Here is a 21313-nt window from a genome sequence, read left to right on the forward strand (position 1 = left end):
TTTCACGTAAAAAATAAAAAAATAGGGATTTGCGGCAGGAATTCCGCAAGGCATCCAGAATAATCATTAATGGTGAAATCTTGCAGATTGCAAGGCGGTTTAACCGAATAACCGTAAAATCTTATATTTTTCTGATAATTGGGAGGATTTAATTCATGAACAAAACAGATCTGATCAACAACATTTCCGGTAAAAGTGGATTGACAAAAAAAGACGTAGAGAACGTCTTGAACGGCTTCCTTGGTGAAATTACTGAAGCTTTGGCTAATGGCGATAAAGTTCAATTGATCGGCTTTGGTACATTCGAGACTCGCAAGCGCGCTGGACGTACAGGCCGCAACCCGCAAACAGGTAACACAATCGAAATTCCAGAATCCAACGTTCCTGCGTTCAAGGCAGGCAACAAGCTTAAAGAAGCCGTAAAATAATGCGTGTCGATAAATTCCTGAAAGTATCGAGGTTAATCAAGCGGCGTACCGTAGCGAAAGATGTATCGGATCAAGGTCGGGTGCTGATCAATGGCCGTGAGGCCAAGCCGAGCAGCAAGGTTAAATTGGGCGACGAGATCACCGTCCAATTTGGTCAGAAGCTGGTGACCGTCCGGGTCGAGCGTCTTACCGAGACAACCCGTAAAGATGAGGCGACCAGCCTCTATACCTTGGTCAAGGAAGAACCGATCGTTAAAGATCGCGGATTGGACTGGTAATCAGCCCGAGCCGTTCCATCAAACGTCCCTCTCACCATATGGTGTGGGGGACGTTTTTTATGTTTATCATGGGTGTATAAACGTTGGACCTCCCGCTCTCGTTCTTTCTCCGTGCATTCCTTGCAGCATCACGATCATTCCTGAAGCGGTTACTCTTCTTCCGGTTCTAAAGGCAGGCGCCTTCCCATAAGCTATTGTTAAAAGGAGGGGTACATGCCATGATCGACCAAGGGAAGGGCAAGTTTCATGACCTGCGGATGCAGAACCGGAAGCTGCTGGACATTACGGGTGTCCAAAATGTGGAGAGCTTTGACAGTGAAGAATTTCTGCTTCAAACCGAGCTTGGGCATCTCACCATTCGGGGGCAAAATTTACATATTAAAAATCTCAGCCTGGAAGAGGGGCTTTTGTCGATTGAAGGTCAGGTGCATTCACTGATTTATTTGAATCCCGGTTCGCAGACCAAGAACAAGAGTCTGCTGGGTAAGCTGTTTAAATGAACCCCAGCGTACAATGGATCACGCTGCTCTGGATGCTCTTCTCCGGAGCAGCGATGGGAGTCGCCTTCGACAGCTACCGGGTGCTGGCAGGGCAGCTCCGTTTCCCGCAATGGTCCAAGCATACCCTGGACTTCCTTTACTGGATTGCGGCAGCCTTCTTCATTTTTCGCATGTTGTATGTGACCAATGACGGTCAACTGCGTTTTTATGTGTTTGTGGGCCTGTTTATAGGGGTTTGGATCTATTTTTTATTATGGAGTGTCATAACCCAGCGTTTTGTGGTAATGTTAATTCAAGTGACAAAAGGCTTGCTGTCCTTTTTGTACAAGCTGTTCCGTATCTTATTGTGGAATCCGATCAAAGGAATCCTGATGCTCATCTTAGGATTGTTAAGGTTTCTATGGAAGTTTCTCCTGTCGCTGTTGCGTTTAGTCCTTAAATGCCTCATGCCTTTTTGGCGACTCTTGAAATGGATGCTGAGACCGATCACATCCAGAGTCAGGCTGCCGGCATGGTGCAAGCAATTCGCGGACAAGGTTATCAAGGCGTGGAAGCGCTGGTTTTAGGAGGTATGGTCATGGGAAGATTTGCTGATCCATCGAAGCAGGCTCCCCAACAAACCAAGACAAAGAACAAAGGCGCACGCCGGCGTAAAAGAATGTTTGTGGCGATGATGGCGCTGTTTTTGATCTGGGCAGGTTCAACGCTCTGGTCCCAGAATGACCGCATCCGTAATCAGAACGAAGCGCTAGCTCAAAAGCAAGAGGATTATAAGTCCGTTGAACAGTCGCTAATCCAGATTACTCATGAAGTGGAGCGATTGAAGGACCCTGAATATATCGGGCAGATTGCCCGCAAGAAGTTTGGACTGTATCTGCCAAATGAGACGCCGATCATTCAGCCCCAAAATTCGGGCGAAGAGCCGTAATTAGGCATGACAGACGTCTGTTGACCTTGTTTAGGTCATTATCGTATAATCAAATCACCGCAGCGCGATTTATAAATCGGACTGTATATTTTTAAGGGAGGATCATTTTATTCTATGGCAATTGAAGTGGGCACCAAGTTAGAGGGCAAGGTGACAGGCATAACGCATTTTGGAGCATTTGTGGATCTGTCAGGAGGTGTCACGGGTCTCGTTCACATCTCGGAGATCGCCGACAACTACGTTAAGGATGTCAACGATCATTTGAAGATCAACGATGTCGTTACCGTGAAGGTGATTAATGTCGACAAGGACGGCAAGATCGGTCTTTCGATCAAGCAGGCCGTCGACAAGCCGGCTTCCGAAAGTCGTCCACCCCGCGCACCGAGACCGGAACGCAGTGGAGGCGGCGGAGAACGATTCGGAGGTGGCGGTGGTGGAGGATTCAACCGTGAACGCGGTGGACGCCCGTTTAAGCCTGCGGCCAACAAGCCTTCATTTGAGGATAAAATGTCACGCTTCCTGAAAGACAGTGAAGAACGAATCTCTTCGCTTAAGAAGAATACGGAAGGCAAACGCGGTGGACGCGGAGCCAAACGTATGTAATTCGATAAAATATAAACTGACCGCAGAGGGAAACCGCCTTCTGCGGTTTTTTTGTCGTTGTATCCAAGGGTACGACAGGTTCCTACGCAATTTACGGCGCTTCCGTGTGGAATGAACACGGGATGTCTGCCTCAATTCGGGAAATGATCTGCAAGAATGCTCCAGGTTTGAGTCGTGTAAACACCGCTGGGCGTGGGGGATGAAGGCTCTTTTCCCGAACGTTCGCAAGGCCCGTTGATTTTGTCGGAAATTTCTTTGGGGCTTGTCCGGTGTTCTGACAAACTTTCCTGAACAGGGGTTTTATAATGGGACCAACAAATTCGTGAAGAATGGGGTGCCAGCGTAATGGATAAAAGAAATCTGGTGATGTTTCCGGGTACTGAGGCAGTTAAAGGGGGAGCGGGTTCCATTCGTGCCCGTGTAACAGAACGGTTAGGGCAGCTGCCTTTTCTACAGCGTCCCATCCACTTCCTGGCCGCTAAGAAGTGGATGATCCTGCTAACCTTCATGGGTTTTCTGCTCGGACGAGCGATGATTCTGGGAGAGCTGTCTCCATTTGCAATCGCTTATTTTGCAGTCATTGCCTTTATGCGCCGTGATTATTTGCTGCCGGTAGGCGCCGCTATCGTTGCAGGAAGTTTATTTGCGTCCTTTCCGGTGGCATGGATGGTACCGGCAGAAATCTTGATCTTTTACTTTATGATGCGGGGATTGGAGACCTATGATCGGGCAGAATTGTCGTATGCACCGTTGATGGTATTTGTCTCCACCTTCTTCGTGAATCTGTTCAGTGTTCTCATCGGACCGAGCATTACCTGGTATTCCATGATGATGCTCACCTTGAATGCCGTGCTCAGCTTTGTCCTGACATTGGTCTTTATTCAAGCGATTCCCGTGCTGACGCTTCGTAAAAAAACGCATGCTCTTCGAAATGAAGAAATTCTATGTATTATCATTTTGCTGGCGTCGGTCATGACAGGTGCCGTTGGCTGGACGATCCAATCTCTGTCGGTAGAGCATGTCTTATCCCGATACTTAATTCTGCTGTTTGCCCTAGTCGGGGGAGCTCCGCTAGGCGCCTCGGTTGGCGTAGTAACGGGCCTCATCCTCAGTCTTGCCAACATTTCGGCATTCTCCCAGATGAGTTTGCTCGCCTTTTCCGGGATGCTCGCAGGTATGCTAAAGGAAGGGAAGAAAGGCGGTGTTTCGCTGGGAATGCTGCTGGGGGCAACTATTCTCTCCATCTATTTCAGCAATCCTGGAGAAGTGATGATCTCCACTTGGGAAACCTGCGTGGCTATCGTGTTATTCCTCATTACGCCCAAGAGTGTGATGCAGGCTATAGGCAAATATGTGCCTGGCACGCAGGATCATACCCGTTCACAGCATGAATACGCCAAGCGGGTCCGGGATCTTACAGCGGACCGTGTGACCCAATTTTCCCGGGTGTTCCGGCAGCTCTCGCAAAGCTTCGGACAGACGTCCGGGGTTATACAGCCTCCGGGCAAACAAACGGAGGAGATGAATCATTTCATGAATGCCGTGGCGGAGGGAAGCTGTGCCACATGCTTTAAACGGAATCAGTGCTGGGATATGAAGTTTTACCAGACTTATAAATATATGACCGATATGATGACCTCGATCGAGGAGAATCCTGAGATGGAAGCAGACGATCTGCCGCCGGAATGGAGCCGGATCTGTGCCAAGAAGGAGGAGGTGCTTGGCATCCTCAAGCAGCAGTATCATCTTTACCAACATGATATGCAGTGGAAACGCCAAATATACGATAGCCGTCATCTGGTAGCGGAACAATTATCCGGGGTTTCGCAGGTCATGGAAGACTTGGCCCGAGAGATTAAGCGGGAAAGCCAGACCATGCACATTCAAGAAGAACAGATTCGGGAAGCGCTTCAGCAGCTGGGCTTATCGGTTCAAGGCATCGATATCATCAGTTTGGATTCCGGGCAGGTCGAGATTGAGATCATTCATGCATACACCCGGGGTTATGACGAATGCAGGAAGATTATCGGACCGCTGCTGTCCGACATTCTTGGGGAGCATATCGCCGTAATGGAAGAGACCTTGACCCATCCAAGAGATGGATTGGCCACCGTGCGATTCGGCTCAGCGAAAACATATGAAATTATGACGGGCGTAGCCGCAGCGGCTAAGGGAGGGGATATTTTATCAGGTGACAGCTTCAGTACGGTCGAGCTGGGCAACGGGACGTTTGCGGTAGCGCTTAGTGATGGTATGGGCAACGGGGAAAGGGCACGGCTCGAGAGCAGCTCGGCTCTGAATATATTAGAACAGCTGCTTCAATCCGGGATGGATGAGAAGCTGGCAATCAAATCGGTCAACTCGATTCTAATGCTGCGTTCGCCGGATGAAATCTATGCTACGGTCGATATGGCCCTAATCGATCAATATACGGCTCAGACCACCTTTATGAAGATCGGTTCGACGCCAAGCTTTATCAAACGAGGCAATGATGTCATACCGGTCTCGGCCAGCAATCTTCCGATTGGGATCATTCAGGATATCGAAGTGGACCTAGTCTCATTACAGCTGCAGGCCGGTGATGTTCTCATTATGATGACGGATGGCATATATGATGCGCCGGGTTATGCGGTAAACAAGGAGTTATGGATGAAACGAATGATTCAGGAAGTGAACAGTGAGGATCCGCAGGAAATTGCCGATTGTTTGTTGGAGAAGGTGATTCGTTACCAGCAGAATCAAATTCATGATGATATGACGGTGGTGGTCGGGCGTGTGGATCACTTTCATCCGGAATGGTCGAATGTGCATGTTCCGGGCTTTGCCCGAATGGAGCGGCCGCGAACGGTTAGCTGATGCGTTAGATAAATCAAGCGATTACCCGGGAAATGGAGGCCCCCGGAGATGGTAAATCTTTTTACGTCTATTCTTCCTATATATCGTTTGAACTCTCTTGAATGTGGAAATGATAGAGATAGAAGTCAAATCGATAGGAATGGATGAGACGGAGGCGATCATTTATTATGAAGCAAATTCTACTGATTACGGACGGGTGCTCTAACGTTGGGGCCAGTCCAGTTCTGGCCGCAGCCCATGCGCTCCAGGATGGTATTGTTGTGAATGTGGTGGGGGTTCTTGATTACGGGACGATCGGTGAGCTAGGGGGATTGGAAATTCAGGAGATAGCCAAAGCGGGAGGAGGCATACACCGGATCGTAGGCACACCGCAGCTGGCGCAGACGATACAGATGATGACTCGGAAAACGGTGGTTCAGACGATCCAACAAGCGGTAAATAAGGAGATACAGCATATTCTGGGGGGCGGGTCGCTGGAGGAGCTTCCGCCGGACAAGCGTTCGCAGGTCGTGGAAGTGGTGGATGAGCTGGCTGAGACATCATCACTGCAGGTCGCGCTGTTAATCGATGCAAGTGCAAGTATGAAACCCAAGCTGGCTGCCGTTGAGGAAGCGATACGTGATTTGATGCTGAGTTTGAAAGCGCGCGCAGGCTCAAGCGAATTGTCCGTATTCCATTTTCCTGGAAAACACAGCGGCGAGGATATCGTGATGGACGTGAATTGGACCTCAGATCTTGACGGCGCCCGGGGAATGTTCAGCCGCTTGCAGATGAGAGGGGCGACGCCGACTGGACCTGCCTTGTTAAAGGTGATTGAATTTTACCGATATGGTACACTAGAAGGTAATCAATCATGGCAGGGTCATTCCAGCCAAGAGGAAGGGATGCTCGGTGACTACGTTGTCTAACCCGGGTTATCCGCCAGGAACCGTAATTAAAGGCAAGTGGCGGAACAGCCGGTACATCGTGGAACGTATGCTCGGCAAAGGGGCTAACGGCAAGGTGTATCTGGTTCACCGGGCAGGAGTACGCGGGCGTTATGCTTTGAAAGTAGGGTATGACGCTCTGGATCTTCAATCCGAAATTAATGTGCTGAATGCGTTAAAAGAACAGATGCCGGACCCGTATCTCGTGGAGGCGGACGATCATCATGACGGCAGTGGCGAAGTGTCCTTCTATGTTATGCGTTACATTGAGGGGAGTCCGCTGCATCATTTTATTCGCAAACGCGGTGCCGACTGGATCGGATTGATCGGACTGAAGCTGCTCGAGAAGCTGTCCGTGCTGCATGCATCCGGTTATGCATTCGGTGATTTGAAGCCGGATAATGTGATGGTTTCGGCATACGGAAGAGTGGAACTGATCGATTACGGAGGCGTCAGCCCTTTCGGACGCAGCGTAAAGCAGTTTACGGAATGGTATGATCGGGGATACTGGAATGCCGGAAGCCGGACTGGCGACGTAACCTATGATTTGTTCTCGTTTGCCGTGATGTGTATCGGCCTGCTGGATGAGAAATCATTACGGGAGGCGTCTTGTCAGCTTCCCCAGACCCGTAGTGTTGCAGATCTGCAGCTGGTGCTGCGAAGAAACCTTGTGTTCAAACCATACGCTGTTTGGCTGAACAAGGCTTTATCGGGGGATTTCGTGGATTCACGGGAAGCGTTGAACGAGTGGAGAAAACGAATATACGAAGGTTCGGGGAGGAACGTGCGTCCTAATCCAGGACGAACTCCGCGTTGGCTGAAGAACGCGTTTGGTTTATCGTTAGTCATCATGGCCCTTGCTGTTTATTTTTTCTTCCGCTCATGAAGCTGAATTGTTACCTTGTTACTGGGAGTTCATAAAGGGGACCTGGAAGTGAAACAGGATTATTTACGGACATTCGTCCAACATGTCGAGCGTACAGCCGCAGAGTTTGATCTGTGGTCAGAAGGCGATAGCATCGTGGTCGCTGTTTCCGGCGGGCCTGATTCCGTTGCGCTCCTGCACGTGCTGCATGAAATTTCTTTGCACCGGACACCGCTCCGATTGATCTGCGCCCATGTGCATCATGGGTTTCGGAAAGAGTCGGACCAAGAGGCGGAGATGGTGCGTGAACTGGCGGAGCGGCTCGGACTTCCATTTGAAACGGCGTTCATCGATATTCCTGCTTATATGGAAGAGAGCGGTAAGGGTGGGCAGGAGGCTGCAAGAGAGAAGCGTTATGAATTTTTGCTGCAAACGGCTCATAAATACAACGCGCGCTCCGTGGCACTGGCTCATCATGCTGACGATCAAGCCGAGACGGTGCTCATGAGGCTTCTGCGCGGGAGCGGCGTGTCCGGACTTGCCGGAATAAAATTTAAGCGCACGGAAAAAAAAGTGGAACTTATCCGCCCGTTCCTTCGTATGTACAAGGCGGATATCGTGGAGTTGTCCCGCGTATGCGGATTCCAGTATGCGGTGGATCACAGCAATCTACAGACGAAGTACCGCCGTAATGCGATTCGCCTGGAAGTATTGCCTTTTCTGGAACGATATAATGGGCAGTTCTCCTCCTCACTCAATCAGCTGGCCGAAATAGTCCAGCAGGAGGATGATTTTGTGGAGCTTGAAGCTGCGAAGCAATTTCGGAGTATGGTACAGGAGAACGATGGGAGGCTCGCTTTCGACGCGCCTTCCTTTTTGGGCTTACATGTCGCTTTACAACGGCGTTTGATTAAACTAATATTAAATTACCTGCCCTCAGACCAGGAAAACACCGATTTTGTCAAGATTGAAACGGTGCGCCATGGCATTCTTAACGATCAGCGAAGCAACTGGCGTCTGGATCTGGGTGACGGCATTACCTGTGTTCGTGAGTATGGAGTGATCCAGTTTTGGCCTAAGCCTCCGAATGAACAGGGACAGTACATATACATTCTTGATTCTCCTGATGTTTCGCAGCAGTATGTTAAGGAAATCGGAAAAATGCTGAAATTGTCGTCAATGACAGGAAGCGAAAGCCGGAACGGCTCCAGACCATCAGCCTTTGTGGCGGATTTTGATGCGGATGAGCTGAGGTTTCCCTTAACCTTGCGTAACAGACAGCCGGGGGACAAGATGAAGATCATGGGATTAAACGGAAGCAAAAAGGTGAAAGATATTCTCATTGATGAGAAAATCCCACCGTCTGTCCGTGCCCGGATTCCTATTCTTTGTGACGGTTCCGGCAGCATCGTGTGGATTCCAGGTGTACGACGTTCCGTTCACGCCGCTTGCGGGCGGCACACATCACGAGTTCTCCGGATGGAGCTATCGGATGCTTAAGGCAAGTGTAAAACGAAGAATGGCCCGTTTCACGCTTTCATAGTATAAACGTAGGAGGTCCACTTAAGTTGCAGAATGACATTCAGGAAATACTCATCAGTGAAGAAGAGATTCACGCAAAGATTAAGGAACTTGGTTCCAAACTCAGCGCCGAATATGTGGGACGCAATCCACTCGTTATTTGCGTTCTTAAAGGTGCATTTATTTTTATGGCCGACTTGGTTAAATCCATAACAGTACCTCTTGAGTTGGATTTCATGGCTGTATCCAGTTATGGGGCATCAACCAAATCCTCCGGCGTGGTGAAGATCATTAAAGATCTGGACGCATCCGTTGAAGGCAGGGATGTGCTGATTGTGGAGGATATTATCGACAGCGGTCTTACGCTGAGCCATTTGATTGAGCTTTTGAAGAGCCGCAAGGCAAACTCGGTGCGCGTTGTCACGCTGTTTGACAAGCCGGCACGCCGTACGGTGGATTTGCAGGCCGATTACACCGGATTCGTGCTGCCGGATGCTTTTGTTGTCGGATACGGGCTCGATTATGCCGAGCATTACCGGAACCTCCCCTACATCGGGATTTTGAAGCCGGAAATCTACAGCAGTTAAACCGCGGCAATGGGCTGCTATCACAGTTCAGGGCCCTTTGTTGAGATGGCCAGACAGGCTGTGGTAAAATATCTTATGTGTCTTGAGAGGAGGTAGGGGATGAGTCGGTTCATCCGGAATTCTGGTTTTTATTTGATTCTATTTTTAGTCGTGGTGGGCATAGTACAATTCGTTACTAATGGCGGCGAGCAAGCCGATGCCCCTAGTTATAATCAACTGCGGCAGGAAGTCAAAGCTAACAACATAGAGGAAATGACGGTACAATTTGACGGTTACGCTTATCTGGTGACCGGTAAGTATAGGGAGATTTCCGAAGAGAAAAAATCGGAGAATTTCTCAACCTATATTCCTGCCACGGATGCAGCGATGCAAGAGCTGACTGCAGCCAGTGATAGCAACAACGTCAAACTGTCCGTGCAGCCAATGGAAGGCCAAAGCATTTGGCTGACATTGCTTTCATCCTTTATTCCGCTCATCATTATGTTTGTTCTGTTCTTCTTCCTGTTCAATCAGGCCCAAGGCGGCGGCGGCAAAGTGATGAACTTTGGTAAGAGCAAAGCCCGCTTATATAATGAAGAGAAGAAACGGATTACATTTGAGGATGTAGCCGGAGCAGATGAAGAGAAGCAGGAACTTGTTGAAGTTGTTGACTTCTTGAAAGATCCGCGCAAGTTTAACACGGTTGGCGCTCGCATTCCGAAGGGCGTTCTGCTTGTCGGTCCTCCGGGAACAGGTAAGACGCTCCTGGCTCGTGCCGTTGCTGGTGAAGCAGGAGTGCCATTCTTTAGTATTTCCGGTTCCGACTTTGTTGAGATGTTTGTCGGTGTCGGTGCTTCTCGTGTACGTGACTTGTTCGAAAACGCGAAGAAGAATGCACCATGTATCATCTTTATTGATGAGATTGATGCTGTGGGTCGTCAGCGTGGCGCCGGACTTGGCGGCGGTCATGACGAGCGTGAGCAGACACTCAACCAGTTGCTGGTTGAAATGGACGGTTTCGGAGCGAACGAAGGCATTATCATCGTTGCTGCGACCAACCGCCCGGACATTTTGGACCCGGCGCTTCTTCGTCCGGGACGTTTTGACCGTCAGATTACCGTAGATCGCCCGGATGTGAAGGGCCGTGAAGCCGTACTGAAGGTTCATGCACGCAACAAACCATTGACGAAGGATGTTAAACTTGACATCATCGCCAAACGTACAACCGGTTTTACAGGTGCCGATCTGGAGAATCTCCTGAACGAGGCTGCCTTGCTTGCGGCTCGCCGCAACCGTAAAGATATCTCCATGCGAGAAGTGGATGAGGCGATTGACCGTGTTATCGTCGGTACGGAGAAACGCAGCCGCGTGATCAGTGATCGCGAGAAACGTATCGTAGCTTACCATGAAGCAGGTCACACCATTGTGGGTTACTTCCTCGAGCATGCGGATACGGTGCACAAGGTAACGATTATTCCTCGTGGCCGTGCCGGTGGATATGTCATCATGATGCCGAAGGAAGATCGGATGCTCGTGACGAAGCAGGAATTGCTGGATCGCGTAACCGGTTTGCTCGGCGGCCGTGTTGCTGAGGAACTGTTCATCGGTGAAATCGGAACCGGAGCATATAGTGACTTCCAACAAGCGACGGGCATTATCCGCAGCATGGTTGTGGAATACGGTATGAGTGAGAAGCTCGGACCGATGCAGTTCGGTACATCCCAAGGACAAGTGTTCCTTGGACGTGATATCGGACATGAGCAGAACTATAGTGATCGAATCGCTTATGAGATCGATCAGGAAATGCAGCGATTTATTAATGATTGCTATGAGAAATGTAAAGAGATCCTGAATAAGCATGCAAAAGAGGTTCACCTGATTGCGAACACGCTCCTCGAGATGGAAACGCTGGAGCTTGAGCAAATCAAGAATCTCATTGAGACCGGATCAGCTGAAGGCAACGGCAGTGGCGACGGTGAAGGAGAAGGTTCTACCGAGAATGGTGAACCGATCATCGACAACATTGGCGACGTGAAAGTTCGTATCCAAGGGAAAGAAGACGGCGAGCAGCCGACTTCCACGGAAGAAATTCCGACCAACCCGATGGATTCGAATGATCCAGGGCCGGAGCGAAAAGATTCCGAGCGCAAGGATCCTCCAGGCGGATCGGACAACGGTAACAGCAGCTTAACGTAATATTCGCTGATAAAACATCGAATACCGAATAAAATTGAAGAACCGGAGAACGATAATTCGTTTTCCGGTTCTTTTTGTGCTTTCTATCACATTGACAGGGGGCAGAACGAACGTGTACATTAGTTGTTAAATAAGGATGCGCATCCTTTCACAAAGGTGGAAACCATCCTGAAAGTCACATGGTCATCAGCGGCGAACCGCCGGACTACATAAAGGGAGAGGGTCGATCATGGAAGCTTTGGCACTGGAGCGTAAAGCAGAACAGAACCGTGAACTGCGTGAGCGGTTAATGCAATTGAAGAAGGAACGTAATGCAATCATTTTGGCTCATTATTATCAACGGGACGAAATACAAGAGGTCGCTGATTTCCGGGGGGATTCCTTCCTGCTCGCGCAGAAGGCAGCACAAACCGATGCTGAGGTCATCGTATTTTGCGGTGTGCATTTTATGGGCGAGAGCGCTAAAATTCTGGCACCGGGCAAGACGGTTCTTATACCGGATGAGCGGGCTGGCTGCCCTATGGCGGATATGGTGAACGTGGACGGACTTCGGAAGCTGAAAGCGCAGCATCCGAATGCGAAAGTGGTCACATACATCAATTCATCGGCTGAGATCAAAGCCGAAACGGATATCTGCTGTACGTCATCCAATGCCGTTAAAGTGATTCAGTCGGTGGATTCGGATGAAATTATATGGGTGCCTGATAAAAACCTGGGACATTATGTTCAGCAGCATACCGACAAGAAGCTTATTATCTGGGAAGGGTATTGCAACACGCATGACATGCTGACGGTTAAGGATGTTGTCGAGATGAAGGCCAAATATCCTCATGCGGAATTTGTGGTGCACCCGGAATGCCGTCCTGAGGTTGTTGCGATGGGCGATTTTGTAGGGAGTACCACCGCTATTCTGGAATATTGCAAAAATTCATCTGCCAAGGAGTTTATTGTAGGCACAGAGGATGGAACCGGATATCAGCTTCGATTGGATAGCCCGGATAAATCGTTCCACTTCGCTACGAAGTTCCTGGTGTGTCCGAATATGAAAGTGAATAACCTCAAAAAGCTGGTTAAAGCGTTGGAAACGATGAAGCCGCAAATTTATGTGCCGCCGGTCGTTGCAGAGAAAGCCAGAACTTCATTAGAGCGCATGTTACAAGTTAAGTAGCATGCGCTACTCTTTCGTGAAAAGACAGGTGAGGCATCGTGATACCGCAGTATTTAATTGATTTTGAGCTGAACGATCTTCCGGTCATTGAGACGGATGTCATCGTGATCGGTTCAGGCATTGCGGGTTTATATACGGCGATCATGGCAAGCGCGACTCAGAATGTGCTATTGATTACGAAGAAATCGCTGCTTGAAAGCAACACGCGTTATGCACAGGGAGGGATTGCAGCCGTAACAGCAGAGGATGACTCTCCGGCCTACCACCGGCAGGACACCCTCCTGGCAGGGGCGGGCCTATGTTCTTCTACCGCGGTGGATGTGCTTGTCAACGAGGGCCCGGTCGGTGTTCAAGAGCTGATTCGGCTCGGTACGATGTTTGATGTGGAGAATGGCGAGCTCGCACTCACCCAAGAAGGCGCGCACAGTCATCGCCGGATCCTTCATGCCAACGGGGATGCAACCGGATATGAAATCGTGCGTGCCCTTTCCATTCAGGTTGAAATGCTTCACAATGTAGAGGTGTGGGACGATCATTTTGTCATTGACCTGATTACCGAGCAGGAAGAGTGTCATGGCGTTTTAGTACAGATGCCAGACGGCAAACGGGTATTCGTACGTGGACGGGCGACGGTGATGTGTTCCGGCGGCGCCGGTCAATTGTACCGGTATACGACCAATCCGGAGGTTGCCACAGCGGATGGCGTTGCCATGGCTTATCGGGCAGGCGCAGAAATTCGGGATATGGAATTTATACAGTTCCACCCGACGGCGCTTAGTTATCCGGGGGCGCCCCGATTCCTTATATCAGAGGCGGTTCGGGGTGAAGGTGCCGTTCTTCGGAATATACGAGGGGAACGGTTCATGCCCAAATACCATGAATTGCTGGAGCTGGCGCCACGGGATATTGTAGCACGGGCCATTGTCAGTGAGATGGAAGCAACGGGGTCTACCTTTGTTTATCTGGATATCACCCATGAGTCGCCGGAGATGGTCAAACATCGATTCCCAACGATTTATGAAACCTGCATGCAATATGGACTCGATTTATCGTCAGATTGGATTCCGGTCTCCCCGGCTGCGCATTATATGATGGGGGGCATCAAAACCAATCTGCATGGCGAGAGCAGCGTGAAGCGTTTATTTGCTTGCGGGGAGGTATCGTCTACCGGTGTTCACGGGGCGAACCGTTTGGCCAGCAATTCGCTGTCGGAGGCGATTGTGTACGGCAGTCGTATTGTCGAGCGCATTAAGAGTCTGCCGGAACCCTCAGGAGATCCACTTCATGTATCATTCCATCTCGGTCGCAAGGACACCCCGTCCCAGGCAATGGTGGAAAAGCGCTTGAAGCTTCAGAAGGTGATGGTACGTTATGCAGGACTTCGGAGAAATCGGGATACTCTATTAAGAGCAGCAGAAGAGCTCGGCCGTCAGCTGCCATTGTTCCATTCGATGCTTTCCAAGCGTGAGGAATACGAGTTTGCCAACATGCTCACAGCATCCTTACTTGTGGTGCAGGGTGCGCTGGGTCGTGAAGAAAGCCGGGGAGCCCACTACCGTGAGGATTTCCCGGAGCGGAATGACAGCGTATGGCAGAAACATATTGTCCATACACGGGATCAAGAAATGACGGAGGAATTAAGCGATGATGTTTAACGGATACAACGATGGCCTTCTCCAGAGTATACGGACTTGGCTGCAGGAGGATATTGGGTCGGGGGACATTACGACTCTTACCACCATTGAGCCGGGTCATGAATCCAAGGGCGTTATCCATGCCAAGGAGGCTGGAATCGTGGCAGGGATGCCGGTAGCAGAGCTGGTATTCGAAACGGTTGATCCGTCGCTGACGTTTACGGCATTGGTTCGGGATGGGGACGAGGTTGAAAAAGGAACGGTTCTCGCTGAGGTGGAAGGAAGCACTCATCGTATTTTGACAGGCGAGCGTCTCGCTTTGAATTTGCTTCAGCGTATGTCGGGTATTGCAACAAGAACACGTTCTTTTGTAGATGTACTTGAGGGATTGCCGACAAGATTGGTGGATACCCGCAAAACGACACCAGGCCACCGAATGCTCGAGAAGTATGCTGTTCGGGTTGGCGGCGGCGCGAACCATCGTTTCGGTCTGTACGATGCCGTTATGATTAAGGATAATCACATTAAGGGTGCAGGAGGAATCGCGCAAGCGGTCAGCCGGGCAAGAGCCCATATTCCACATACCATGACGATAGAAGTTGAAACCGAGAGCTTGGCGCAGGTGGAGGAAGCACTGGCTGCAGGCGCAGATATTATTATGCTGGATAACATGAGTCATGACATGATGGCGGAGTCTGTTCGAAGAATCAAGGCCAAGGTGCCTCATGTGCGGGTCGAAGCATCGGGGAACGTGACGCTGGAGACCGTACGCGGGATTGCCGAGACCGGGGTCGACGTGATATCCGTTGGTCGGCTGACTTATTCTTTCCATAGTCTCGATATCAGTCTGGATCTGAATGCGAAGAAAGGAGGGACAGAAGGTTGATTCTAGTTGTGGATGTAGGGAATACCAATATTGTACTGGGTGTGTATCAGGGGAAGAAGCTGCTGCATGATTTTCGAATCAGTACATCGCGTCAGTCCACCGTGGATGAATACGGTGTACTGATTCACAATTTGTTTCAAATGTCCAATATATTGGTAAGCCAAATAGAAGGCGTAATTGTTTCTTCCGTAGTTCCTCCTCTTGTACGTGTGGTCGAGGAGATGTGCAATAAATATATTGGCAAGGCGCCCCTGATTGTAGGACCGGGGATCAAAACAGGACTGAATCTGCGGTATGAGAATCCGCGCGAGGTTGGCGCTGACCGGATCGTGAATGCAGTAGCAGCCGTCGAGCAGTACGGGGGGCCGCTGATTGTGGTGGATTTCGGTACGGCGACGACGTTTGATTGCATTGATAAGGCAGGCAATTATCTTGGCGGAGTGATTGTGCCTGGTATTGGCATTGCTACTGAGGCTCTGGTACAGCGTGCTTCCAAGCTTCCTCGCGTAGAGCTCGAAAAGCCGAAAAAAGTAATTGGGCGCAATACCGTACATGCCATGCAGGCAGGCATCGTTTTTGGTTATGCGGGACAGGTTGATGGCCTGGTCAAGCGTATAAAAGCCGAGATGGGTACGGACAATGTTAAGGTTATCGCTACCGGGGGAATGGCCGAGCTGATTGCCAGCGAAACGGAGTCCATTGAAGAGATTTCTCCCCTTCTGACATTAGAAGGCTTGCGTATTATTTATGAGCGTAACTAGAACCGCTATAAAACCGTTAGATATTACAAACAACTAGAAAGACAAGGAGGCCTCAAGATGGGTAATCAAAAAGACCGTTTGCTGCGGGGAACAGCATTAAACGGGAAAGTACGGACATTTGCCGTTCGGACAACCGATTTGGTTGAAGAGCTTCGCCAAAGACATGATACGTTTCCTGTCGTCACAGCCGCTTTGGGCCGCACCGTGTCAGCAGCAGCGATGATGGGAGCTATGCTAAAAGGAGACGAGCGTCTTAGCATTCAAGTGCGAGGCGACGGACCGATCGGTTTGATTGCGGCGGAGAGTAATGCCAACGGCGAGGTCCGCGGATATGTCAAAAATCCGCATGTGGAGCTGACGAATATCCGTCCGGGTAAGATGGATGTTGCCGCTGCTGTAGGAACCACCGGCCATATTGATGTGATCAAGGATTTCGGGTTGAAGGAGCCTTACCGTGGCAGCGTACCGATTATTTCGGGCGAGCTCGCTGAAGACTTCACATACTATTTTGCCGTATCCGAACAGACCAACTCGGCGGTAAGCCTGGGTGTGCTGGTTTCACCGGATTATTCCGTGTCGAATGCGGGCGGCTTCATCATTCAGCTTCTCCCCGGCGTTACCGAGGATGAGATTACGGAGCTTGAGCTTGCGCTGAGCAAGATTCCACCGATCACCGAGATGCTGGAAGAAGGACTGGAACTGGAAGACATCCTGAAACGAGTAGTTCCGGATGTGACCATTTTGGAGGAAATGGACGTGTACTTCAGCTGTGACTGCTCGCATGAGCGAGTGGAGCGCGCTTTGATCAGCTTGGGGCAGGAAGAGCTTGAGCAGATGATCGAAGAGGATGGCAAGGCCGAAGTTTCTTGTCATTTTTGCAATGAAAAATATACGTTCGATAGAGAACAGCTAAAATCCGTGCTAGAGCGGGCCAAATCTTAACGTTGGGATGAGCGACCGTGATGACGAGACAAGAGAAGGGATTGTGGGCGACCGTCATTGTCTTGACAGCATGCGTATTGGGTATGGGGGGCTGGATGCTGTTTTCCGGGAATTTATCGCAAGAGGCTTCACCATCTTGGAAAGATGGCTCCCAACCAGTTGCATCCATCCAGGACAGGGCGATTACCGAAGACGAGTGGGTTGACGAGCTAAAGAAGCGTTATGGCCGCGAAATGCTGATGACCATGCTGAATCGGCACGCCGTGGCTCTGGAGGCCAAAGCGAAGGATATTGATGTTATGCCGGCGGAAGTCGATGCAGAAATCGAAGTCATGAGCCACAGCTACGGTTCTAAGGAACGTTTCTTATCGGAAATGGAAGATCAGCTTGGCATTACGGAGAGTGAACTAAAGACAGAGATGATGTATCGGCTGCTGCTTGAGAAAATTGCGACTTCCGACGTACACATCGAAGAGCAGCAGATCGATTCGTATCTGGAACAGTACCCTGACCAATTTCGCCCCAAGAAGCAGTTGAATTTATCCATGATCGAGGTCGCTTCGGAAAATGAGGCAGAACGGGTCATGGATCGGCTGGAGAATGGAGAAGCTTTTGCGGATCTCGCGGCTCAGGTATCTCTCGATGAGTATACTCGCGAAGACGGCGGGCAGATCGGCTTGGTCGAGGAGGATGATCCCTTCTTGCCGCCGGCACTGCTGGATGCAGCTTCAACGCTTGAGCCCTGGGATATTGCGGGACCGATCTCACTCACAGACACCTATGCCATTGTTTATGTGAAGGAAATTATCGAGCCTAAGGCCCCGAGCGAGGAAAGTGTCCGCGAGGCGGTTCGTAAGCAGCTGGCCCTAGAGCAGTCGGTGTCTTTATCCGAACTGGAGCGTCAGCTTCGCGAGAAATACGAGGCCCGGATTAGCGCTGGTACGGTCACGTTGTAAATAGAAGAAGAACATGGAGAAAGCTCGCTGTGGCGGAGTAAGATGTGGCTGCAGGAGCTTTTTTTGCGTTGAAGGTTGCAAAAGGTTTTATTCACTGAGGAATGGTGGCTTTCTGAGCGTGCATGGCTAGAGACGAATTCGTGTTTCCTCGTCCGGGAGGCGGAGGAAAATCCACCTAGAAATGTTGATTTTCGAGATGTGGGATATTGACAATGACACGTAACGTTGTTAAGATGAAGGTATAAAAACCTACCTTTTTACTCGGATATCAGCAACCTCAATAATCAAGAATTAGAGTCTATATGCTGGCTCTGCTTTTCTTTCAACATCCAGACACCACAAATTTAATGATTCGACATTAGAATGTATAACACCATTATGGATTTACTAGTTTATTCAGATTCATATTTAGAGGAGGGCTTCATTCATGGCAAAAGTCGTAAACAATGTGACAGAATTAATCGGTGGAACTCCACTCGTCCGTTTGAACCGGATCGTACCGGAGGATAGCGCAGAGGTTTATCTGAAGCTGGAATACCAGAACCCGGGTGCAAGCGTTAAAGACCGGATCGCGATCAGCATTGTGGAAGAAGCGGAGAAGGACGGGCGTTTGAAGCCGGGCGATACCATTATTGAAGCAACAAGCGGTAATACCGGTATTGGTCTAGCTATGGTGGCAGCTGCCAAAGGCTACAAAGCGGTTATCGTTATGCCTGAAACCATGAGCTTGGAGCGCCGCAACCTGCTGCGTGCCTATGGCGCGGAACTGGTACTGACACCGGGGTCGGAAGGAATGAACGGTGCGGTTAAGAAGGCGGAAGAAATTCTGAAGGAAAATGCCGGATTCTTTATGGCCGATCAATTCAATAACCAAGCCAACGTGAAAATCCACCGTGAAACAACAGGTCCGGAAATCGTTGAAGCGATCCAATCCATCGGCGGTTCCTTGGATGCGTTCGTGGCAGGTATTGGAACAGGCGGAACGATTACAGGGGCGGGCGAAGTGCTGAAAGAGCAATTCCCTGATATTAAGATCATTGCAGTTGAGCCTGCTGCATCGCCAATCCTTGCCGGAGGCAAACCAGGTCCTCACAAAATCCAGGGCATTGGCGCAAACTTCATTCCTGAAATTTTGAACCAAGAAGTCTACGATGAAATCGTTCATGTCGAGAATGATGATGCCTTTGAAACCTCCCGCCGTGTGGCGAAGGAAGAAGGCGTTCTTGGCGGCATTTCTTCCGGTGCGGCTGTATATGCGGCATTGAAGGTTGCCAAAGAGCTTGGTAAAGGCAAGCGGGTGGTAGCCGTGATCCCAAGTAATGGAGAACGTTACCTGAGCACGCCGCTCTATAACTTCGAGTAACGAGTAAGATGATATTGTAATATGCGCGCATGGTCTCACCTCATCTGGGTGAGATAATGCGTGACAAGGAAGGGGTCCTCAATGTGTTTTTATAGCATTGAGGGCTTTTTGCGTATACTAGTCCCAAAGATAACGCTTTATTGGAATCCACGGGATGACCGCTTCAAAAAATTATTGTTGGACGAGCTTCTATTTAGGGTTTTCAAGAGAAGCGGGATACAGTATACTGACAGGCAACAGTAAGGCTTTTGATGACTAAGGGAGGATCGGCATGGAGAGAAGAGTGGAGCTGGCCCAGTGGCAGGCATGGGCTAAAGAGGGCTGGTCCGTCGTTCCCTATCTGGTTCAATATAAAGGAGCAACAAGAGGGTTACCCCTGTCATGGAGACATGCATGGAAAGCGGCATCGCCGTATGCCTTTGTGCTGGAGAGCGGTAAGGGCGGACGCTATACGTATCTTGGATTGCGGCCAGTGTCCATTCTGCAGGGGAAGGGAAGCTATGGAGAGATCATAGAGCTGTCGGGGGATTCGCGAACGCAGGTAACGGGAAAGCCACTGCATCTGTTAGAGCAGTGGATGAAAGAATGGCGGGCTCCCCGTGTTCCGGGCTGGCCGGACTTTCGCGGAGGCTGCGCCGGTTTTCTAAGCTACGATGTAATCCGATCGATTGAGCAGCTCCCCAAGATGGCCAAAGATGAGCCGGGGTTCCTGGATTATATGTGGATGCGCATGGAAGAGATCTGGATCTATGATCATACAGATGACAGCATCTACTGTTCGGTACATGTCCCTCTGCCTTGGGCATTCGGGACCGGGGAAGTTTCGGAGGAAAAGGCGGCATCCGGTGCTTCTGTTGATGCATCCAGAGGTTCGGTGCTTTCAACCGATCAAGAGAAGCTATTGCAGGAGTTATATGATCGGGCTGTCGTAAGGGCTGAATCGATGCTGTTCCAATGGAATCAAATGTTCGGAACAGTCGTAGGGAACGGCTCGGAGTCCGAAGATGAGCACGTACGGCAGGAACGATGGAAGAAAGCGCAAGAGCTGTCCGGGCCGAATGTCGAGATTTGGGATCGGCTGGAGATTGATTTTACGCAGGAAGCGTTCGAGCAGGCGGTACGCTCGATTCAAGAATATATTCGGCAGGGTGATGTATTTCAGGTCAATTTGTCTCTGCGCCGTCATTTGCAACTGCATGCGGACCCCGCGGATATTTATGAGTGGCTGCGTATCCTGAATCCGTCGCCGTATATGGGGTATTTATCCTCGCCGGGCTTCAGCTTGGCTAGCGGCTCACCGGAATTGCTGGTGAAGCTGGATGGCGATGTCGTATCTGCACGACCGATTGCGGGAACTCGGCGCCGGGGAAGCAATCCGGAAGAGGATGCGGCAATGGAAGCGGAACTGCTTGGCAGCGAGAAAGAACGGGCGGAGCATATTATGCTGGTCGATTTGGAGCGCAATGACATTGGCCGCATTGCCGCATACGGATCCGTGCATGTTCCGGAGCTGATGACTGTCGAGAGGTACTCTCACGTGATGCATCTGGTGTCGCAAGTAGAAGGTCGGATTGCAGAGGGCAACCATGCACATGATGTCATTGCGGCAGCGTTCCCCGGCGGCACCATTACAGGCGCACCCAAAATCCGGACCATGGAGATCATCGAAGAGCTGGAGCCCGTGACGCGGGGGCCCTATACCGGCTCCATGGGCTGGATCGATTATAATGGTGATATGGAGCTCAACATTATTATTCGGACCCTCGCCGTAAAGGATGGGGTCGGCTATATTCAGACGGGTGCGGGGATTGTCATTGACTCCGATCCGTACCGGGAATACAGGGAGTGTCATAACAAGGCAAAGGCTTTGATTGCTGCACTGATATGCAGTGAAGAAGAAGCGGCAGTGTTGTCCGCGAATATAGGGGGGAACTAA

The 21313-nt window shown here is 50.3% G+C and carries 20 protein-coding genes; all 20 read left to right on the plus strand.

What is annotated here, in order from left to right; translation table 11 throughout:
• The first annotated feature begins 155 nt into the window (after positions 1 to 155).
• The 20 genes from NYE54_RS00235 to NYE54_RS00330 all read left to right on the plus strand — a co-directional run bounded on the left by NYE54_RS00235 (position 156) and on the right by NYE54_RS00330 (position 21313).
• Positions 156 to 428 (plus strand): HU family DNA-binding protein, encoded by a 273-nt coding sequence (locus NYE54_RS00235; RefSeq protein WP_009591918.1) that lies wholly within the window; start codon positions 156 to 158, stop codon positions 426 to 428.
• Complete coding sequence (locus NYE54_RS00240; protein WP_339269209.1) at positions 428 to 706, plus strand: RNA-binding S4 domain-containing protein; 279 nt, start codon at positions 428 to 430, stop codon at positions 704 to 706. Before NYE54_RS00235 ends, NYE54_RS00240 begins: the two co-directional genes overlap by 1 nt.
• A 218-nt stretch (positions 707 to 924) precedes the next feature.
• The gene (gene yabP, locus NYE54_RS00245; protein WP_009591926.1) at positions 925 to 1206 is read left to right on the plus strand and encodes a sporulation protein YabP; all 282 of its coding nucleotides are present in this window, start codon (positions 925 to 927) and stop codon (positions 1204 to 1206) included.
• Complete coding sequence (yabQ, locus tag NYE54_RS00250; RefSeq protein ID WP_098741226.1) at positions 1203 to 1772, plus strand: spore cortex biosynthesis protein YabQ; 570 nt, start codon at positions 1203 to 1205, stop codon at positions 1770 to 1772. Before yabP ends, yabQ begins: the two co-directional genes overlap by 4 nt.
• A gap of 11 nt (positions 1773 to 1783) precedes the next feature.
• Positions 1784 to 2134 (plus strand): septum formation initiator family protein, encoded by a 351-nt coding sequence (locus NYE54_RS00255; protein ID WP_098741227.1) that lies wholly within the window; start codon positions 1784 to 1786, stop codon positions 2132 to 2134.
• Positions 2135 to 2248: 114 nt separating this feature from the next.
• The gene (locus NYE54_RS00260; protein ID WP_009591896.1) at positions 2249 to 2737 is read left to right on the plus strand and encodes a S1 domain-containing RNA-binding protein; all 489 of its coding nucleotides are present in this window, start codon (positions 2249 to 2251) and stop codon (positions 2735 to 2737) included.
• A gap of 345 nt (positions 2738 to 3082) precedes the next feature.
• Positions 3083 to 5593, plus strand: coding sequence for a stage II sporulation protein E (gene spoIIE, locus NYE54_RS00265; RefSeq protein WP_339269213.1), 2511 nt, complete (start codon positions 3083 to 3085; stop codon positions 5591 to 5593).
• 167 nt (positions 5594 to 5760) lie between these two features.
• Complete coding sequence (locus tag NYE54_RS00270; RefSeq protein WP_076326532.1) at positions 5761 to 6501, plus strand: vWA domain-containing protein; 741 nt, start codon at positions 5761 to 5763, stop codon at positions 6499 to 6501.
• Positions 6485 to 7405 carry a serine/threonine protein kinase gene (locus tag NYE54_RS00275; RefSeq protein ID WP_339269215.1) on the plus strand — a complete coding sequence of 307 codons (921 nt, stop codon included), beginning with the start codon at positions 6485 to 6487 and terminating at the stop codon, positions 7403 to 7405. Before NYE54_RS00270 ends, NYE54_RS00275 begins: the two co-directional genes overlap by 17 nt.
• Positions 7406 to 7453: 48 nt before the next feature.
• Positions 7454 to 8884 (plus strand): tRNA lysidine(34) synthetase TilS, encoded by a 1431-nt coding sequence (gene tilS / locus NYE54_RS00280; protein WP_339269217.1) that lies wholly within the window; start codon positions 7454 to 7456, stop codon positions 8882 to 8884.
• 68 nt (positions 8885 to 8952) lie between these two features.
• Positions 8953 to 9492, plus strand: a complete 540-nt coding sequence (gene hpt, locus NYE54_RS00285; protein WP_076326696.1) for a hypoxanthine phosphoribosyltransferase — start codon at positions 8953 to 8955, stop codon at positions 9490 to 9492.
• Positions 9493 to 9591: 99 nt separating this feature from the next.
• A complete protein-coding gene (gene ftsH, locus NYE54_RS00290) occupies positions 9592 to 11667 on the plus strand; it encodes an ATP-dependent zinc metalloprotease FtsH (RefSeq protein WP_339269219.1) in 2076 nt (691 codons plus the stop codon).
• A 229-nt stretch (positions 11668 to 11896) separates the two neighbouring features.
• A complete protein-coding gene (nadA, locus tag NYE54_RS00295; RefSeq protein WP_098741232.1) occupies positions 11897 to 12835 on the plus strand; it encodes a quinolinate synthase NadA in 939 nt (312 codons plus the stop codon).
• 38 nt (positions 12836 to 12873) lie between these two features.
• Positions 12874 to 14490, plus strand: a complete 1617-nt coding sequence (gene nadB / locus NYE54_RS00300) for an L-aspartate oxidase (RefSeq protein WP_339269221.1) — start codon at positions 12874 to 12876, stop codon at positions 14488 to 14490.
• Positions 14480 to 15355: a carboxylating nicotinate-nucleotide diphosphorylase gene (gene nadC / locus NYE54_RS00305; protein WP_339269223.1), complete on the plus strand. Its 876-nt coding sequence runs from the start codon at positions 14480 to 14482 to the stop codon at positions 15353 to 15355. The genes nadB and nadC overlap by 11 nt, the downstream gene beginning before the upstream one ends.
• Positions 15352 to 16116: a type III pantothenate kinase gene (locus NYE54_RS00310; protein ID WP_339269225.1), complete on the plus strand. Its 765-nt coding sequence runs from the start codon at positions 15352 to 15354 to the stop codon at positions 16114 to 16116. Before nadC ends, NYE54_RS00310 begins: the two co-directional genes overlap by 4 nt.
• 57 nt (positions 16117 to 16173) lie before the next feature.
• A complete protein-coding gene (gene hslO, locus NYE54_RS00315) occupies positions 16174 to 17058 on the plus strand; it encodes an Hsp33 family molecular chaperone HslO (RefSeq protein WP_339269227.1) in 885 nt (294 codons plus the stop codon).
• A 20-nt stretch (positions 17059 to 17078) separates the two neighbouring features.
• A complete protein-coding gene (locus NYE54_RS00320; RefSeq protein ID WP_339273342.1) occupies positions 17079 to 18014 on the plus strand; it encodes a peptidyl-prolyl cis-trans isomerase in 936 nt (311 codons plus the stop codon).
• 427 nt (positions 18015 to 18441) lie between these two features.
• The gene (gene cysK / locus NYE54_RS00325) at positions 18442 to 19377 is read left to right on the plus strand and encodes a cysteine synthase A (protein ID WP_339269229.1); all 936 of its coding nucleotides are present in this window, start codon (positions 18442 to 18444) and stop codon (positions 19375 to 19377) included.
• A gap of 271 nt (positions 19378 to 19648) precedes the next feature.
• On the plus strand, positions 19649 to 21313 hold the full coding sequence (locus tag NYE54_RS00330; protein ID WP_339269231.1) for an anthranilate synthase component I family protein: 1665 nt from the start codon (positions 19649 to 19651) through the stop codon (positions 21311 to 21313).

Source organism: Paenibacillus sp. FSL K6-1330 (genome assembly GCF_037976825.1).
In the GTDB taxonomy this organism is placed as follows: Bacteria; Bacillota; Bacilli; order Paenibacillales; family Paenibacillaceae; genus Paenibacillus_AQ.

What these genes read in the sequence shown, in the direction of transcription:
- NYE54_RS00240 (WP_339269209.1), top strand. Translation starts at nt 428, where the DNA reads ATGCGTGTCGATAAATTCCTGAAAGTATCGAGGTTAATCAAGCGGCGT.
- cysK (WP_339269229.1), top strand. Translation starts at nt 18,442, where the DNA reads ATGGCAAAAGTCGTAAACAATGTGACAGAATTAATCGGTGGAACTCCA.
- NYE54_RS00320 (WP_339273342.1), top strand. Translation starts at nt 17,079, where the DNA reads ATGACGAGACAAGAGAAGGGATTGTGGGCGACCGTCATTGTCTTGACA.
- NYE54_RS00260 (WP_009591896.1), top strand. Translation starts at nt 2,249, where the DNA reads ATGGCAATTGAAGTGGGCACCAAGTTAGAGGGCAAGGTGACAGGCATA.
- ftsH (WP_339269219.1), top strand. Translation starts at nt 9,592, where the DNA reads ATGAGTCGGTTCATCCGGAATTCTGGTTTTTATTTGATTCTATTTTTA.
- NYE54_RS00235 (WP_009591918.1), top strand. Translation starts at nt 156, where the DNA reads ATGAACAAAACAGATCTGATCAACAACATTTCCGGTAAAAGTGGATTG.
- NYE54_RS00255 (WP_098741227.1), top strand. Translation starts at nt 1,784, where the DNA reads ATGGGAAGATTTGCTGATCCATCGAAGCAGGCTCCCCAACAAACCAAG.
- yabP (WP_009591926.1), top strand. Translation starts at nt 925, where the DNA reads ATGATCGACCAAGGGAAGGGCAAGTTTCATGACCTGCGGATGCAGAAC.
- NYE54_RS00270 (WP_076326532.1), top strand. Translation starts at nt 5,761, where the DNA reads ATGAAGCAAATTCTACTGATTACGGACGGGTGCTCTAACGTTGGGGCC.
- hslO (WP_339269227.1), top strand. Translation starts at nt 16,174, where the DNA reads ATGGGTAATCAAAAAGACCGTTTGCTGCGGGGAACAGCATTAAACGGG.
- nadA (WP_098741232.1), top strand. Translation starts at nt 11,897, where the DNA reads ATGGAAGCTTTGGCACTGGAGCGTAAAGCAGAACAGAACCGTGAACTG.
- nadC (WP_339269223.1), top strand. Translation starts at nt 14,480, where the DNA reads ATGATGTTTAACGGATACAACGATGGCCTTCTCCAGAGTATACGGACT.
- yabQ (WP_098741226.1), top strand. Translation starts at nt 1,203, where the DNA reads ATGAACCCCAGCGTACAATGGATCACGCTGCTCTGGATGCTCTTCTCC.
- NYE54_RS00330 (WP_339269231.1), top strand. Translation starts at nt 19,649, where the DNA reads ATGGAGAGAAGAGTGGAGCTGGCCCAGTGGCAGGCATGGGCTAAAGAG.
- spoIIE (WP_339269213.1), top strand. Translation starts at nt 3,083, where the DNA reads ATGGATAAAAGAAATCTGGTGATGTTTCCGGGTACTGAGGCAGTTAAA.